This is a genomic window from Flavobacterium sp. (genome assembly GCF_031409475.1).
Classification (GTDB): Bacteria; Bacteroidota; Bacteroidia; order Flavobacteriales; family Flavobacteriaceae; genus Flavobacterium.
On record NZ_JANNXH010000065.1, the window covers coordinates 14,439 to 30,249 of the forward strand.

Genomic DNA, 15,811 nt, shown 5'->3' on the forward strand with positions numbered 1-15,811 from the left:
CAATTTATTTTAATATTTTAACATTTGTTCATTTGTTTATAAAAACATTCACTTTAACTTGTAACGAAATATATAAATTTTGGAAACGCTCAAAACCATTTTATATTTCTCTATTTTTAGACATCCCTTAACACTAGAGGAAATACATGGCTATACAAACTACCCTGAATTATCGCAAACAGCATGCGAATTACAACATTTAATAGACGAAAAGATTCTTAACAAAATAGATGACTTTTATGTGTATGCAAACGATTTAGAAAGCGTGACCAAACGTTTAAAAGGAAGTCTACTGGCGACAAAAGTACTTGTAATTGCTAAAAAAAGAGCCCGATTTATTGCCAAATTTCCTTATGTAGAGGCAGTTGGTGTTTCAGGTTCATTATCGAAAGGGTATTATGACGATAACGGCGACATCGATTTTTTTGTGATTACAAAGCCCAACAAATTATGGATTTGCAGAACATTGCTCATGCTTTACAAAAAAATATTCTTTCTGAATTCTCGTAAATATTTTTGTGTAAATTATTTTATTTCATCCCAACAATTAGAAATTGAAGAAAAAAATAGGTTTACAGCAACCGAGTTAAAAACACTCATTCCAATGCAAGGAAAAGTAGTATTTGAACAATTCTACAAAAGCAATTATTGGGTGCAAAGCTATTTTTCGAAGTTTACTTACGATAGTAATCAAATCGCAACTATTAAAAAACCAACGCTTACAAAAATCGTCGAATTTATATTGAATACTGGTTTTGGAAATAGTTTGGACAACTTTTTTAAATCAATTACCCTTCGTAAATGGAAAGCTAAATTTGATTACTTATCCGATGCTGATTTTAATATTGCTTTAAAATCAACAAAGAATATTTCAAAACACCATCCTTCTAACTTTCAAAAAAAAGTTATCCTATCTTTGAATTCAAAACTTGAAGAAGTACAGTTGAAATTTAATGTAGTTTTACAGAAAGAACATGCCTGAAATTCTTTTTTCACATTCCTATTATTACCAACTCGACCCCAAACAATGGAAAAACAAAATGCCTTTTCCTCCTTTGGGAACTTTGTATGCAGCAGCTTTACTGCGAGAAAATGATTTTAAAGTTGCTCTTTTTGATACTAATTTACTTGACTCTCCAAATTCGATTATTCCAATTTTAAAAAAAAATAATCCAAAATATCTAGTTATTTACGACGATGGTTTTAATTATTTGACCAAAATGTGTTTGACCAAAATGCGCGAAGCTTGTTTTGAAATGATCGCTTTTGGCAAGAAACAAAACTGTATTGTGATTGTTTGCAGCTCTGATTCGACTGATAATTATGAACACTATTTAGATAAAAACGCTGATTATATTATACAAGGCGAAGGCGAAATTACTTTACTAGAATTGATAAATTCTTTAGAAAAAAAACAATCCATCGAAACAATTTCAGGTATTGTTTTTAGAAAAGGAAACACTACAATTGTTAATCCAAAGCGCAACGTTTTACAAAATTTAGACCATTTAGTTTTACCAGCATGGGATTTGGTCGACGTAGAAAGTTACCAAGCAATTTGGAAACAAAGCGGTCAAGATTTTACACTCAACATTGCCACCACTCGCGGCTGTCCTTACAAATGCAATTGGTGTGCAAAACCCATTTATGGCAACAGATACAATGCCCATTCACCAGAATATATTGTCAATGAAATCAAATTTTTACAAGAAAATTTTGGAGTTTCAAGATTTTGGATGTGTGATGATATTTTTGGGTTAAAACCCAATTGGGTTCAAGAATTCAATACCGAATTACAGAAAAATAATCTTAAAATTAGTTATTTTATTCAAAGTCGCGTTGATTTACTTTTGAAAGAAGACACCATTGAAGCACTAGCAAATTCAGGATGTGAAGAAGTTTGGGTTGGTGCCGAAAGTGCTTCGCAAAAAATTCTTGATGCAATGGACAAAGGCACTAAAGTGGAAGAAATTTACAAAGCAACACGGCTTCTAAAAGAAAAGAAAATCAGAGTAGCTTTGTTTTTACAATTTGGCTATTTAACAGAAAATAAAGAAGATATTCGTAAAACAATCGCCATGGTTAAGGAATTGCAGCCTGACAATATTGGCATATCTATTTCCTATCCTTTACCCGGAACGAAATTTTATGACAAAGTAAAAGACGATTTAAAACTAAAAGCAAATTGGACCGATTCAGATGATTTTGAGATGCTATTTAACGGAACCTACTCTTCCGGTTTTTATCGAAAATTACAACGATATGTTCATAAAGAGTTTCGTAAAAGTCAAGGAATTTATAATTTAAAATCAAGTTTGAAGAGTCCATCTAGTTTAAATTTTGTGAAAATAAAATCGATTGTGAAATTGGGGTATTATGTCCCGAGTGCTTTTGTGGATGGTTTGGTTTTAAAATTAACTGAAAATGAAAACTGATTTCGACAATGCAGCAACAAACTATGACCAAACTTTTACCAATACGGTGATTGGCAAGTTGCAACGCAATTTAGTTTACAACAACTTATCAAAAATTTTAAACGAAAACAATCCAAAAACCATCCTCGAAATTAATTGTGGTACAGGAGAAGATGCCATTTGGCTAGCAAAACAGAGCATCAATGTTGTTGCAACAGACATTTCTTCGAAAATGATTGAAATTGCAAAAGATAAATCGGTTTTAGAGAATTTAACTTTTATTCAAAAAGATATCAATCAAATTGTCACTGAATTTTCATCTAAAAATTTCGACTTAATTTTTTCCAATTTTGGTGGGTTAAATTGTTTATCACTATCCGAAATGAGTGCTTTTTTTAAAAATGCAGCTCAAATCTTGTCTACTAAAGGTCATTTGGTTTTGGTTATCATGCCCAAAAGTACACTTTGGGAACAATGCTATTTTTTGATAAAATTGAATTTAAAAAATGCCTTCCGACGAAAAAAGGAATATGCAATTGCCAATGTCGATGGCGAAAAAGTTATTACTTACTATTACAATCCAAAAGATATTGTAAATTTAGCCCACACAAATTTTGAAGTCAAAACCATAAAACCAATTGGCTTTTTTATTCCGCCTTCGTATTTAGAGCCTTTTTTTAAAAACAAACCAAAATTGATTTGGGTTTTAAATGCATTTGAAAAAAGGATTAAAAATTGGTCTTTTCTTTCAAAATATGCGGATCATTATTTTATAGTTTTACAAAAAAGATGAGTATTCTATTTACACATGGCTATTATTTGTCCGACGATTTGAAGGAGCAAAAAATAATGAAACCTTATCCACCATTAGGTTTGCTTTATGTTTCGGCATACTTAATAAGCAAGAATTTTCCCAATGATGTGTTTGACTCTACATTTTATTCTCGTGAAGAACAGCTGGCTTTTATTTTAGAAAAAAAACCAAAAATTATTTCGATTTATACCAATTTAATGACCAAAATTGAAGTCGTAAAATTGATTAAAATTTTAAAAACAGCAGCGTTCGACTTTCCAAAAATCATTCTTGGCGGACCAGATATTACTTTTAATATCGAAAATTATCTAAAAACAGGCGCTGATTTTCTGACGATTGGCGAAGGAGAAGAAACGACTTACGAATTGTATAATGCAATTGTAAATAATGGAAATTTTCATGAAATAAACGGCATTGCATTTCTAGAAAATGAAATTGTAATTCAAACGAATGCCCGAACTAAATTTCGAGAATTAGACGATTTGCCGTTGCCTAATCGAGATGCAATTCCGAATGAAAAATACCTCGAAACCTGGAAGAATAACCACGGCGAAAGCTCGATGACAATTTCTACGCAACGCGGTTGTCCTTATACTTGCAAATGGTGTAGCACTGCAGTTTACGGACAAAGTTACCGTCGCCGACCAGCACATTTAGTAGCACAGGAAATGAAAATGCTCAAAGACAACTACAATCCAGATGCAATTTGGTTTGTGGATGATGTCTTCACGATAAGTCATAAATGGCTCACTGCTTTTCATGCAGAAGTGGTCAAACAAGATGCACAAATCAGGTTTGAATGCATCACTCGGGCCGAACGTTTGAACGACGAAATTCTTAAATTACTAAAAGAAGCGGGCTGTTTCAGGATATGGATTGGTGCCGAAAGCGGTTCGCAAAAAATCATTGATTTAATGGATCGAAGAGTGGATATAAATCATGTAAAAAAAGTGATTCAAGACACAAACGCGCTCGGAATTGAAACTGGAACTTTCGTAATGTTGGGTTATCCCGGCGAAACCGAAGCTGATATTACCGAAACCATCGAATATCTTAAAGAAGCAAATCCAACACATTATACCATTACAATTGCCTACCCTATAAAAGGAACTTCACTATACAATGAGGTTGAAAAAGCCATTACTGTTCAACCAGATTGGGAAACTTCGACTGACAGACAAATAGAATTCAAGCGCACCTATCCCAGAAAATATTACGATTATGCTGTAAAAAAAGTGGTCAATGAAGTGGAATTATCGCGGTTGAAAAATAAAAATAGTCTCAAAGGATTAAAGCTAAAAACCAAATCGATTTTAGCAAGTGGATTAATGAAAATTAGTAAATGAACAGCGATACAAAATACCTCTATTTCTTATCCCTCCTTTATTTTATAATAAGCTGGATTGGTATTTTACATCATGAATTATGGCTTGACGAAGCGCATCATTGGCTTCTGGCAAGAGACAGTAATTCGTTTTTTGATCTAATCAAAAACACCCGATTTGAAGGACATCCATTATTATGGAGCAGCATGCTTTATGGAATTACTCGATGTACAACAAACCCGTTTTGGATGCAATTGTTACACATTCTAATTTCTACTTCATTCGTTGTTGTTTTTCTAAAAAAAGCACCTTTCGATTGGTTGTTTAAAACTCTATTTATTTTTGGTTATTTTATAATTTTTGAGTACAATTTAATCAGTAGAAATTATAGTTTAGGAATTCTATTTTTATTTTTAGCATGTTCTGTTTTTAAAGATAGAAGTAGTAAATTTTTATTGTTATCTTTTTATTTAGCACTAACTTTAAACACCCATTTGATTTTTAGTATAACTGCCTTTGCTCTTTTTTTAGTGCTTTTGATGGAGCAATTACAAAACAAACAATTATTTAATCGTAAAAACACATGGGGTTATTTAATTTTTGGATTGGGTTTGTTATCGATACTCATCCAAATACAAACTACAAATTCGAATTGGTTTTTAAACCCAATTGATAAAATACCTTTGAATATCCGATTAATTAATGGATTTATTGCTTTTTTTAAAGGTTTGATAACCATTCCAGATTTCAGAACCATTCATTTTTGGAATTCCAATTTATTGGTTAATTTAAGTAAACCTATTTCTGCAATTTTTGCATTATTAATTTATTTTATTCCGTTGCTTTTATTTTTCAAAAACAAAAAAACCTTATACTTTGTTTATTTTGCGTTAATCGGAACTCAAATTTTCTTTTTTATAACTCAAAGAGCAGCTACTCGTTTTCACGGAATGACTTACATCACTATTATTATTGCTTTATGGATTGAATATTATTATGAATCTGACAACTATAAATTAAAGGACTATTTGAATTCTTTAAAGTTAACTTTATTTAAAAAGCCAATTATTTATAGCATACTACTGATTCAATTTTTTAGTGGAGTTTGCGCTTATTCAATGGATTGTGTTTATCCTTTTACCAATGCAAAAAAAACTGTAGAATATTTAAAAACCCAAAAATTACTCTCAAAAGAAATTGTAACCGTTACTTGCGATGGAACATTGTTGAGCGCTTATTTAGAACGTAAAATTTACTTTTTATGTGATGATAGTTTACAAAGTTTTTGTCATTGGGATTCGAGTTGCGTAGGAAATGTTAACCAAGAAAAAACAATTGCGTTGCTGACCAATTACCTGAATTCTGACAAAAAAATTCTCTTTATTTCGTATTGTCCACTAACAAATGATACTAAAACTAAAAATTGGCAACCGTTAAATAGTTCGATTAAAGCCTGTTTTGTGAAAAAATTTGATCAAAATATTATAGAAAAATCTAATTATTACATTTACAAAGTTTCAAAATCATATTAGATGAAAAAGTTAATAATACTATTAATAGGAATCGTAATTTTTATTGGGTGCGAAAGCAATACTTACGCTGATATAGAAGAAGAAAAAAACGACTCGTTTGATATAAACTTAAAATGGAACAAAGCCTATCCAGATGATTCTATCGACAAATCAGTAATTGGATTAAAATGGGCTTTATCCTATTTAGGTGCTAAATTACCCAAGAATTTAATTGGAATTTCGTATTCAAATGCGATTATTTCAATGAACATCAATCAACTCGGTTTTAATGAAAATGCTGTCGAAAAACTATCCCTATTAAACATCAAAATAAAAGAATCTCAAGAATACAAAAACACAAATACTATTGATTTAGGACGCTTTGTATCATTATTACTGGGTTCGTCTGAACATTACTATCAAATTTCAGGAACTCCAAATCGATTAGAGGAATTGTTAGGAAATTATATTTTAAAACCCGAAAAAGGATATGTAAATAATTCTGGAGTTTCATTAGAACATCGTATCATTAAATTTTCAGAACAAGTTGGATTCAATCAAGTGTTTTTATCACAAGAAGTCGATCCAATAACCCAAGAAATTTATGAATTTGAAACTATCGAACTCTTGCCAAACGGTCAATTGCGGTTTGGCATTTTTGATGTTAATGGTCGTCGAAAAAACAATGCAGATTCTAATCATTCAAACGCAGGCAAACCAGCAAAATGCATGTGGTGCCACGAATCGTCTATCAATCAACTTTTTTCGCCACAATTAAATTTTTCTGGGTATCTAACTGCCACACAATTTCAAAATACTTTAATAAATTATCGAAATTTAAATAAAAATTTAAAATTAAATCTAGATTCGGCGATTGATTATTCGCAAACGCAACAGCATACTTTGACTGAATTATTGTATATTTCATTTATGGAACCATCAGCAGAAAGAGTATCCTTAGAATGGAATTTGCCACTAAACAAAGTGCAAAGTTTGCTCTCAGGATTGTCAACACACGTTTACGACGAATTCCCATTTTTAGGAAATTTATATCATAGAAATGAAATCGAAAAACGAGCACCATTTCCAGGATTAGCTGTATCGTCAAGTGTCAGAGAAATGTCTAATATTGAAGTTAATCACTTGAAATAATGCTGAATAACAAAAAAATTATTGTGGTGCTTCCAGCTTATAATGCCGAAAAAACACTTCGGAAAACGTTTGACGAAATTCCTTTTGATATTGTAGATGAAGTAATAATCACCGATGATTTTAGTAATGATAGCACTATTAAAATAGCCCAAGAAATTGGTATTCGCCATATTATTTCCCATGATAAAAATAGAGGTTATGGTGCCAATCAAAAATCATGTTACAGCAAAGCATTATCATTAAATGCAGCTATTATTGTAATGTTACATCCTGATTATCAATATACTCCAAAATTAATTCCAGCAATGTGTACACTAGTTGCCAACGATTTATATGATGTGGTTTTAGGCTCGAGGATTTTGAGTAAAGGTGCTCTAAAAGGCGGAATGCCGGTGTATAAATATATTGCAAATAGAGTTTTGACCTGTATTCAAAATATTTTGATGAATCAAAAATTATCAGAATACCATACTGGCTATAGGTGTTTTGATGCAAAAATTTTACAAAAAATTAATTTCGAAAACAACTCAGACGATTTTGTATTTGACAACGAAATTTTAGCTCAGTGTTGTTTTTTGAATGCTAGGATTGGCGAAATTTCTTGTCCAGCTAACTATTTTGATGAATCAAGTTCTATTAATTTAAAGCGCAGTTTAATTTATGGATTTGGCGTTCTAAGAGTTTCTTTTTCTTATTTTTTGCAAAAAACGATGTTGTTTAGATTCGCAATTTTTAAAAATTAATGAAAGTTAATGAAGTTTTTAAATTCAGCTTTGTCAAAGTTTTAAACTTTGACAAAGCTATGTTGCCTATAATTTTACTTTGTTTGTTTTATGTTTTTAAAGCAATAAATTTTCCCATTCATGATTTTGCTAATTATTATTTTGGTGGAAAATTTTTAACAGATGGGACATTCAACACTAACATTTATTTTCCCTATTATTTCAATAAAAATATTGCCAATTTGGGTTACAATGAAATTTTTGTAAGTTATGCACCCAATACTCCGTTTCTGGCATTGACATTTTTGCCTTTTTCCTTTTTAGAAATACATGCTGCAAAAATTATTTTCAATTGCATTTCTACACTATTATTTTTAGTTAGCATTTACAAATTATTCTCCTTTTATAAAGTTGAATTCAAATTCATTTTATTAGTGCCAATTTTGTTTTTTGTCCCTATAAAAAACGAGTTATTATTTGGCCAAGTTTATTTTTTGTTGTTTTTTTTATTAACTGAATTTTGTTTGGCTTATGAAAAAAAACAACTGAAAAAAGCAGCTGTATATCTAAGTATTGCTATCGTGTTAAAGGTTTTTCCAATTGTACTTCTTTTTATTTTTATTTTTAAAAAGCAATTCAAAAATTTATTTTATTGTCTTGGTTTTTGTGCTTTATGGCTTGGAATTTCTATCTTATTTACTGGTGCCGATGTTTTGATTTTTTATATTCAAAAAGTAGTGACTAAAGCCTCAAATGGTGAAATCTCTGAAGCATTTGTAACCAATTACCAATCGGTTTTTATGTTTTTAAAAGAATTATTGGTGTTTGATTCGCTTGAAAATTCGAATTCATTTTTTAATAATCCAGTCTTATTTTCGAGTTTGGTGTCCGGATTTAAAATCGCATTAATGGCAATTGGATATTATGTTACAAAAAAAATCAGTAATCAATTGTTCGTTTTTTCTTATTGGATTGCAACTTCGATTTTGTTGTCGCCCTACGGAAGCACTTACACTTTTATTTTATTAATTTTTCCGTTTGTATTTCTTGCTAAAAGTGAAATTTCTTCTTTAAAAAAAATGATTTTTATTGTTTTTTTGCTTCTAATTTGCAATTTGCCAATTGCATTATTTATTTCAAATCAATTTCCGTTTTCGTATTTACGATTGCTTTTTTTATTACTATTTTTTGGTTTATTTATTTCATTAATCTACCATAAAATTAATTGGAAAACCATTTCATTATGCATTATTTGTGCACTATTATTTGTAATGATTAATGGTAAAAATGAAATTAATAATTCTAATTATTTGAATACAAAAAATCCTCCAATTTTAATTTATGATTATAAAATAGAAAATAATAATTTGACCTATTTTTATTGGAATGAAAAAGGCGAAAATAAAAAAAAGATGAAAATCGAAGTTCAAAGTTTGCAAAATCTACAACTAAAAAACAATCAACTTTTTTTACATAACAAGCAACTCACTTTTGACAACAGCAACAAACTGAAACCTGTATTGATTAATAATAAAACAATAATTTATATGTCAGATTCAGATAAAGGAATAGGGTTTTATTCATTAAAAAAAATTACTATCAATTGAAACATAAAAACCTAAATAGAATAGGATTTATTTCGTCTAATGCCTTGCGTCAAATTATAGTCTCGGCTTTTGGAATATTTATTCCTTTTATGGTTATTCGATACGCTTCAAAAGAGATTTGGGGCGAATTTGTTTCTATCTTGTTGTTTACTTTATTGGCATTACAGATTGTAAATTGGGGAAATAAGGAATATCTGTTACGCAAATTTAGTTTAAAACCCAATACGATAGCTATTGAATTCTCTAGGGTTTTGTATACTAGATTGCCCTTAGTGATTTTATTCTCGATTGTGGGTTTGTGGTTATTTTCGATTCAATTTGGGGCTTTTATTTTTGTTTGGATTTTAGGACGGTTTATAATTCATTCAACCGAAGTTTTAGTGGTTTACGAAAAAAAATTTACAGACTCATTAGTAATTGAAAGTGTAAGTTTTTTGATTTTTTGTGTTGCGTTCTATTCTTATAAATCCGAAATCAATTTAACTATTTTACTCATTATTTATAGTTTTTATCAGTTTATAAAGGGCGTTTTTTATTTTATTTTATTCAAGAATTTTGTGGCTATTGAGAATCTAAAACTTGATTTAAACTTTTATAAAAATAGCTTTTGGTACTTTTTACTTTCGATTTTAGGCTTTTTGGCCTCTAAAATTGATGTTTATATTATGCAACAATTTGGCAATAAAATCAATACATCCGATTATCAAATCATAAATAGTTTATTGGTTTTTACAATGTCATTATCGGCATTTATTTACGTACCTTTTACTAAAAACATTTATAGAAACACGAGCAATTTAATTCAAAAAACAGAAAAAATATTGGCTACTGCAGGATTGATTATTGTTCCTATATCTTTGTTTTTAATTCAATTAATTTTAAAATATTATTTAAATCTCGAACTTCATTTTTGGTTTTATTTAATTGCATTTTTATATATTTATCCATCATTTTTGTACGGAATAGAAGTTGTAAATTTGTTTAAACAAAATCACGAAAAAAGAGTTTTACATGTTTTATTTATAGGTGCTTTGAGCAACGGCATTTTAGCTTGGTGGTTTTTAAATCTAAATTACGGTTTTAGTGGCACACTATTAGGCGGCGCAATTGCTCAAATAATTGTTTTACTTTTATTTAAAATCAAAAAAATTGTCAAATAAAATCATACTTTTCAATCCACGAAGTGCTAATGGCAAGCATCGCATACCCAATTCTATTTTGCAAGTTGGCGGCTCTTTTACAAACAAATTTGACTATGTTTTTGTAGATGGAAATCTCGAGGAAAACCCTTGGCAAATTTTAGAAAACTATCTAAAAACGGGCGATTTCAAATATTTTGGCTGCACTGTTATGCCTGGTCCGCAATTGCGTCAGGCGATTCCGTTTTCGAAAAAAATTAAAACACTTTTCCCAAATGTAATTATTTTTTGGGGCGGTTATTTTGCATCAAATCAATACAAAGTATCGCTGAATTCTGGCTGTGTAGATTATGTAATAAATGGTCCTGGCGACAATGCCACACCACAGCTAATCGAAGCATTGGAAAATAATGACAATCAAAGTATTTTTTTAATAAAAAACTTGATTTTCAAAAATAATAATCAAGAAATTATCAAAACTGCTGTTGAAGCCTTGCTAGATCAAGATACTTTGCCAAAATTTCCGTACGAATATCTCAACACGTTTTATCCAGTCAAAAACTATTTAGCCAAAACTTTTATGGGCAATAAAACCTTATCGTATCACTCCAGCATGGGTTGTCCGTTTTCGTGTTCGTTTTGCGCTGTTGTTCCTATCTTCAAAGCCAAATGGAAAGGAATGTCAGCCAATAGAATCTATGAAGATGTAAAATATTTTAAGAACAATTATAAAATTGATGCTATAGAATTTCATGATAATAATTTTTTTACCTCCAAAAAAAGAGTTTTGGAATTTTCAGAGCTCATCATAAACGACAACATTAGTTATTGGGGAGAAGGACGAATTGATACCCTAAATATGTACAGTGATGACGATTTAAAACTAATGCGAAAAGCAGGTTGCAAAATGATTTTTCTGGGTGCAGAAACAGGCAACGATGCCGTTTTAAAACAAATGAACAAAGGCGGAACACAAACCGGACAAATGATTAAGGATTTTGTGTTGCGAATGAAAAATGCTGATATCATTCCAGAATTATCTTTTGTGTTAGGAATGCCTGCTAAAACCGAAAAAGAAGTTTACGATCAAATTTTGTGGGATATTAATTTCATCAAAGAAATCAAAGTTATTAATCCAAATGCCGAAATTATAATTTACCTTTTTAGTCCAGTGCCAACCGAAGGCTCGGAGTTGTACAAACAGATTCTTGAAGCTGGATTTTCATTTCCTGAGCATTTAGAAGATTGGATTTCGCCAAGTTGGGAAAACTTCGATTTAAGAAAAAATCCATTAACACCTTGGTTAAAACCGTATATGATAGATACCATTAAAAATTTTGAAACGGTTTTGAATGGCTATTACCCAACGGTTTCCGATTTTAGAATTCGAGGTTATAAAAGACAAATCTTAAAATTAACATCTAGTATTCGTTATAAAACTGGATTTTATAATTATCCTTATGAAATCAAAGCATTACAAAAATTATGGAAGTACAGACAACCTGAAATTGAAGGATTTTATTCGGAATAATAAGTCCAGAAGCTTGTTTAACAAATAAAAAACATCTTTTTGCCTCAGATTTCAGAGATTAAAAAGGATTTTTAATCTGTGGCTAAAATTATAATAGCTAAATCAATGCGAACATTTCTAAAAAAAATTACACATCCTTTTTTAAAATTTGGTTTGAATTGGTATTATTCCAAACCAAGAAAATACCGTTATGAAAATAGTTCAGTAATAGTACATCCTGATGTTTTTCCGCCCCATTTTACTTTCAGCACCAAGATACTACTTGATTTTGTTAAACCTCTAGATTTGCATCAAAAAACATTTTTAGAATTGGGTTGCGGTTGTGGTATTCTAGCGATTTATGCAGCAAAAAAAGGCGCTTTTGTAACCGCAACAGATATTAATCCAACGGCTTTAACTTCACTAGAAAAAAATGCCCATGAGAATCAGGTTTCCATCGAAATATTATATTCTGATTTATTTGAAAATCTTCAAAACAAAACTTTTGATTACCTATTAATAAATCCGCCCTATTATCCAAAAAAACCAATTTCTATAAAAGAAAATGCATGGTTTTGCGGGGAAAATTTTGAATATTTTGAACAATTATTTTATCAACTTCCTGATTATAGTAATCCAAAAAACAAAATCTACATGATTCTTTCCGAAGATTGTGAACTTCAAAAAATAAAAGCAATTGCACTAAAAAATAAAATAACTTTTGAATTAATTGAAGAAAAAAAGTTGCTGCCTGAGAAAAATTATATTTTTAAACTTCAAAAATCATAGCTTCTTAGTCGATTCTCGTTCTTTTAATTCAGTTTTGATAATTACCGTTTCAAAAGGAAGGTTTTCTTCTTTTGATTCTAGTCGATCTATAAGCAGTCTAGTTGCTACTTGTCCTATTTCTGGACCATGTTGACTTAAAGTTGTTAAACTAGGTGATAGTCGTCTTGAAGCAAGTATACCATCTGCAAATCCAATAATAGAGAGTTCGTCTGGTATTTTAACGCCATGCTTTACTCCTATTTTTAGTGCCGTTGCAGTAGCATGCTCGTCTAAAGCAAAAATCGCATCCACTTTATTGTTTTCGAAAAAGTTCAAAACCTTTACATCAAAATCTTCTGCGTTATCCGTTAAAACAATCAGATCTGTATTTACCAATCCTTTGTTTTCAATTGCACTATAAAATCCATTTTTTCTTAATTTTCCTACGCTTAGATTATCAATAGTAGAAAATAAAGCAATGTTTTTACATCCTAAATTTAACAAATGTTTTGTTGCATGCATCGCCGAGTCAAAATCATCAACAATTACTTTATCACAAGCAACTTCATCTGCAACTCTGTCAAACATTACTATAGGAGTACCATTATTAATTATTTCTTTGAAATGATTGAATTCATTAAGTTTTTGAGCTTCCTCAGAAATAGACAATATAAATCCATCTATCGTTCCATTGCTTAACATTTCAAGTGCGTGTATCTCTTTTTCAATAGATTCGTTTGAAATACACATTATTACATTGTATCCGTTTTCTTCGGCATATTTTTCGATACCACTAAACACTTTTGCAAAAAAAGAATTTAGAATATCCGGTATAATAACACCAATAGTTTTAGTTTTCCTGTTTTTGAGATTCAAACCTATAACATTGGGTTTATAGTTTTTTAGTTTGGCGTATTCTTTAATCTTAGTTTTAGTTTGCTCACTAATTTCTGGGCTATCGTTTAAAGCTTTTGAAACTGTAGAAACAGAAACATTGAGTTCTTTTGCAATTTGTTTAAGAGTTGCTTTAGCTTTCATATTAAAATAATTGAAATGTAAAAATAGCAAAACAAATCAAATAAAATTCGTTACCACTAATAAAGGTTTTCAAATAACACGAACCTTAACTTAATTTAGAATTGAAATCTAATTATTAAAACGCTAAAAGATCATCGAAAAACAGGGTAGTTTAGTCAACAATTGTGATTATTTTTAATAAAATAAGGGTGTGAAAACAAACACTTAAAATAATGACAGAAAGCTATTTGTATTTAAAATAATAAATTGTACTTTTGCACTCCCTTTATTGGGAATGGAATGTTTAATTAAAAAAATATTATGGACGCATTAAGCTACAAGACACAATCTACAAACAAAGCCGCCGTTACAAAAGAGTGGATCATTGTAGATGCTGATGGTCATAACTTAGGTCGTCTTGCTTCAAAGGTCGCTATGATTCTTAGAGGTAAGTACAAACCAAGTTACACACCTCACGTCGACTGTGGAGATAACGTAATTGTTATCAACTCAGAAAAAATCAACCTTACAGGTAACAAAATGGATGAAAAAACATACATCCGTCACACTGGTTATCCTGGAGGACAAAGAACTTTAACTGCTAGAGTATTGCAAAGTAAAAACCCAGCATTACTAGTAGAAAAAGCAGTAAAAGGAATGTTACCTAAAAATAAATTAGGAGCAGAACTTTTCAGAAATTTAAATGTTGTTGTAGGATCAGAGCACAAACAAGGCGCTCAAAAACCTAGAACTGTTAACCTAAACAATCTTAAGTAATGGGAGTAATTCACAAAATTGGTAGAAGAAAAACCGCTGTAGCACGTGTTTATGTTTCAGAAGGAACAGGAGTAATCACGGTAAACAAAAAACCATTTGCAACTTATTTTCCAACAGCTACTTTACAGTACAAAGTTTTACAACCAATGTCTATGACAGAAAACGTAAACAACTTTGACGTAAAAGTAAATGTATATGGTGGTGGTTCAACTGGACAAGCAGAAGCTGTAAGAATGGCTTTAGCGAGAGTAATGTGTGAAGTTGGCGAAGGAAACAGAGCTATACTTAAACCAGAAGGTTTATTGACAAGAGATCCAAGAATGGTTGAACGTAAGAAATTCGGTCAGAAAAAAGCTCGTAAGAGATTCCAATTCTCTAAACGTTAATACTGAACTTCAATCTGGACTTGTTTCAGATTCTCAAGAACAGAAACTGAAATTCATCAGATTAAAAGATGCTGAAAAAATTTCAGCATAAAAATTTAAAAACAATGTTGTTGTTGTTCGTCGAGGCGAATATTAGTTTAGCATCTAAATGGGTAAAAAGTTAGAAGTTAGAAGTTAGAAGTTAGAAATTTATTGGTAAAGACGAATTTTCTTATCAACCAAAAAAAAATAACGAATAACGAATAACGAATAACCTTATAAAACATTGCTAATCAACAGAACGTAAACTAAGAAAAAAATGTCAAACAAAGTAGAAGTAAAAGAATTACTAGAAGCAGGTGTTCACTTTGGACACATGACTAGAAAATGGGATCCAAATATGGCTCCTTACATTTATATGGAACGTAATGGTATACACATTATCAATCTATATAAAACTGCAGTAAAAATTGAAGAAGCTAATGAAGCTTTGAAAAAAATTGCTGCATCAGGTAGAAAAATATTATTCGTTGCTACCAAAAAACAAGCAAAAGATATCGTTGCTGAAAAAGCAAAAGCTGCAAACATGCCGTACATCACTGAAAGATGGCCGGGTGGAATGTTAACTAACTTTGTAACTATCCGTAAAGCCGTTAAAAAAATGGCTACTATTGATAAAATGAAGAAAGA

Annotated in this window: 15 protein-coding genes; 14 read left to right on the forward strand and 1 reads right to left on the reverse strand. The window is 30.4% G+C overall.

Going from position 1 to position 15,811, the window contains the following annotated elements; translation table 11 throughout:
* Positions 1-79 precede the first annotated feature (79 nt).
* From RMO53_RS11695 to RMO53_RS11745, 11 genes are all read left to right on the forward strand, one after another.
* Positions 80-982, forward strand: coding sequence for a nucleotidyltransferase domain-containing protein (locus RMO53_RS11695; RefSeq protein ID WP_310380899.1), 903 nt, complete (start codon positions 80-82; stop codon positions 980-982).
* A complete protein-coding gene (locus tag RMO53_RS11700) occupies positions 975-2,435 on the forward strand; it encodes a radical SAM protein (RefSeq protein WP_310380903.1) in 1,461 nt (486 codons plus the stop codon). Before RMO53_RS11695 ends, RMO53_RS11700 begins: the two co-directional genes overlap by 8 nt.
* The gene (locus RMO53_RS11705; protein ID WP_310380906.1) at positions 2,425-3,207 is read left to right on the forward strand and encodes a class I SAM-dependent methyltransferase; all 783 of its coding nucleotides are present in this window, start codon (positions 2,425-2,427) and stop codon (positions 3,205-3,207) included. The genes RMO53_RS11700 and RMO53_RS11705 overlap by 11 nt, the downstream gene beginning before the upstream one ends.
* Positions 3,204-4,574, forward strand: coding sequence for a B12-binding domain-containing radical SAM protein (locus RMO53_RS11710; RefSeq protein ID WP_310380908.1), 1,371 nt, complete (start codon positions 3,204-3,206; stop codon positions 4,572-4,574). Before RMO53_RS11705 ends, RMO53_RS11710 begins: the two co-directional genes overlap by 4 nt.
* Positions 4,571-6,085 carry a hypothetical protein gene (locus RMO53_RS11715; RefSeq protein WP_310380911.1) on the forward strand — a complete coding sequence of 505 codons (1,515 nt, stop codon included), beginning with the start codon at positions 4,571-4,573 and terminating at the stop codon, positions 6,083-6,085. The genes RMO53_RS11710 and RMO53_RS11715 overlap by 4 nt, the downstream gene beginning before the upstream one ends.
* A complete protein-coding gene (locus RMO53_RS11720; protein WP_310380914.1) occupies positions 6,086-7,216 on the forward strand; it encodes a hypothetical protein in 1,131 nt (376 codons plus the stop codon).
* Entirely contained in the window at positions 7,216-7,959 is a 744-nt protein-coding gene (locus tag RMO53_RS11725) for a glycosyltransferase family 2 protein (protein ID WP_310380918.1), read from the forward strand. The genes RMO53_RS11720 and RMO53_RS11725 overlap by 1 nt, the downstream gene beginning before the upstream one ends.
* Entirely contained in the window at positions 7,959-9,545 is a 1,587-nt protein-coding gene (locus RMO53_RS11730; protein WP_310380921.1) for a glycosyltransferase family 87 protein, read from the forward strand. Before RMO53_RS11725 ends, RMO53_RS11730 begins: the two co-directional genes overlap by 1 nt.
* Positions 9,542-10,705, forward strand: coding sequence for a hypothetical protein (locus RMO53_RS11735; protein WP_310380924.1), 1,164 nt, complete (start codon positions 9,542-9,544; stop codon positions 10,703-10,705). Before RMO53_RS11730 ends, RMO53_RS11735 begins: the two co-directional genes overlap by 4 nt.
* The gene (locus RMO53_RS11740; RefSeq protein WP_310380926.1) at positions 10,695-12,215 is read left to right on the forward strand and encodes a radical SAM protein; all 1,521 of its coding nucleotides are present in this window, start codon (positions 10,695-10,697) and stop codon (positions 12,213-12,215) included. Before RMO53_RS11735 ends, RMO53_RS11740 begins: the two co-directional genes overlap by 11 nt.
* A gap of 105 nt (positions 12,216-12,320) precedes the next feature.
* Entirely contained in the window at positions 12,321-12,983 is a 663-nt protein-coding gene (locus tag RMO53_RS11745; protein WP_310380929.1) for a methyltransferase, read from the forward strand.
* Here RMO53_RS11745 and RMO53_RS11750 read toward each other — a convergent pair.
* Positions 12,978-14,000, reverse strand: a complete 1,023-nt coding sequence (locus RMO53_RS11750) for a LacI family DNA-binding transcriptional regulator (protein WP_310380932.1) — start codon at positions 13,998-14,000, stop codon at positions 12,978-12,980. The genes RMO53_RS11745 and RMO53_RS11750 overlap by 6 nt on opposite strands.
* A gap of 300 nt (positions 14,001-14,300) precedes the next feature.
* Between RMO53_RS11750 and rplM the strand changes: the two genes are divergently transcribed.
* The 3 genes from rplM to rpsB all read left to right on the forward strand — a co-directional run.
* On the forward strand, positions 14,301-14,756 hold the full coding sequence (gene rplM, locus RMO53_RS11755) for a 50S ribosomal protein L13 (RefSeq protein WP_310380935.1): 456 nt from the start codon (positions 14,301-14,303) through the stop codon (positions 14,754-14,756).
* Positions 14,756-15,142 carry a 30S ribosomal protein S9 gene (rpsI, locus tag RMO53_RS11760; protein ID WP_310380938.1) on the forward strand — a complete coding sequence of 129 codons (387 nt, stop codon included), beginning with the start codon at positions 14,756-14,758 and terminating at the stop codon, positions 15,140-15,142. The genes rplM and rpsI overlap by 1 nt, the downstream gene beginning before the upstream one ends.
* A gap of 298 nt (positions 15,143-15,440) precedes the next feature.
* Positions 15,441-15,811 (forward strand): 30S ribosomal protein S2 (rpsB, locus tag RMO53_RS11765; protein WP_310380940.1); only part of this gene is annotated, 371 nt, incomplete at its 3' end.

Bases quoted from the DNA above. Each gene is read 5' to 3' on its own strand.
- RMO53_RS11710 (WP_310380908.1), top strand. From the start codon at position 3,204: ATGAGTATTCTATTTACACATGGCTATTATTTGTCCGACGATTTGAAG.
- RMO53_RS11730 (WP_310380921.1), top strand. From the start codon at position 7,959: ATGAAAGTTAATGAAGTTTTTAAATTCAGCTTTGTCAAAGTTTTAAAC.
- RMO53_RS11725 (WP_310380918.1), top strand. From the start codon at position 7,216: ATGCTGAATAACAAAAAAATTATTGTGGTGCTTCCAGCTTATAATGCC.
- RMO53_RS11720 (WP_310380914.1), top strand. From the start codon at position 6,086: ATGAAAAAGTTAATAATACTATTAATAGGAATCGTAATTTTTATTGGG.
- RMO53_RS11745 (WP_310380929.1), top strand. From the start codon at position 12,321: ATGCGAACATTTCTAAAAAAAATTACACATCCTTTTTTAAAATTTGGT.
- rplM (WP_310380935.1), top strand. From the start codon at position 14,301: ATGGACGCATTAAGCTACAAGACACAATCTACAAACAAAGCCGCCGTT.
- RMO53_RS11700 (WP_310380903.1), top strand. From the start codon at position 975: ATGCCTGAAATTCTTTTTTCACATTCCTATTATTACCAACTCGACCCC.
- RMO53_RS11715 (WP_310380911.1), top strand. From the start codon at position 4,571: ATGAACAGCGATACAAAATACCTCTATTTCTTATCCCTCCTTTATTTT.
- RMO53_RS11750 (WP_310380932.1), bottom strand. From the start codon at position 14,000: ATGAAAGCTAAAGCAACTCTTAAACAAATTGCAAAAGAACTCAATGTT.
- rpsI (WP_310380938.1), top strand. From the start codon at position 14,756: ATGGGAGTAATTCACAAAATTGGTAGAAGAAAAACCGCTGTAGCACGT.
- RMO53_RS11705 (WP_310380906.1), top strand. From the start codon at position 2,425: ATGAAAACTGATTTCGACAATGCAGCAACAAACTATGACCAAACTTTT.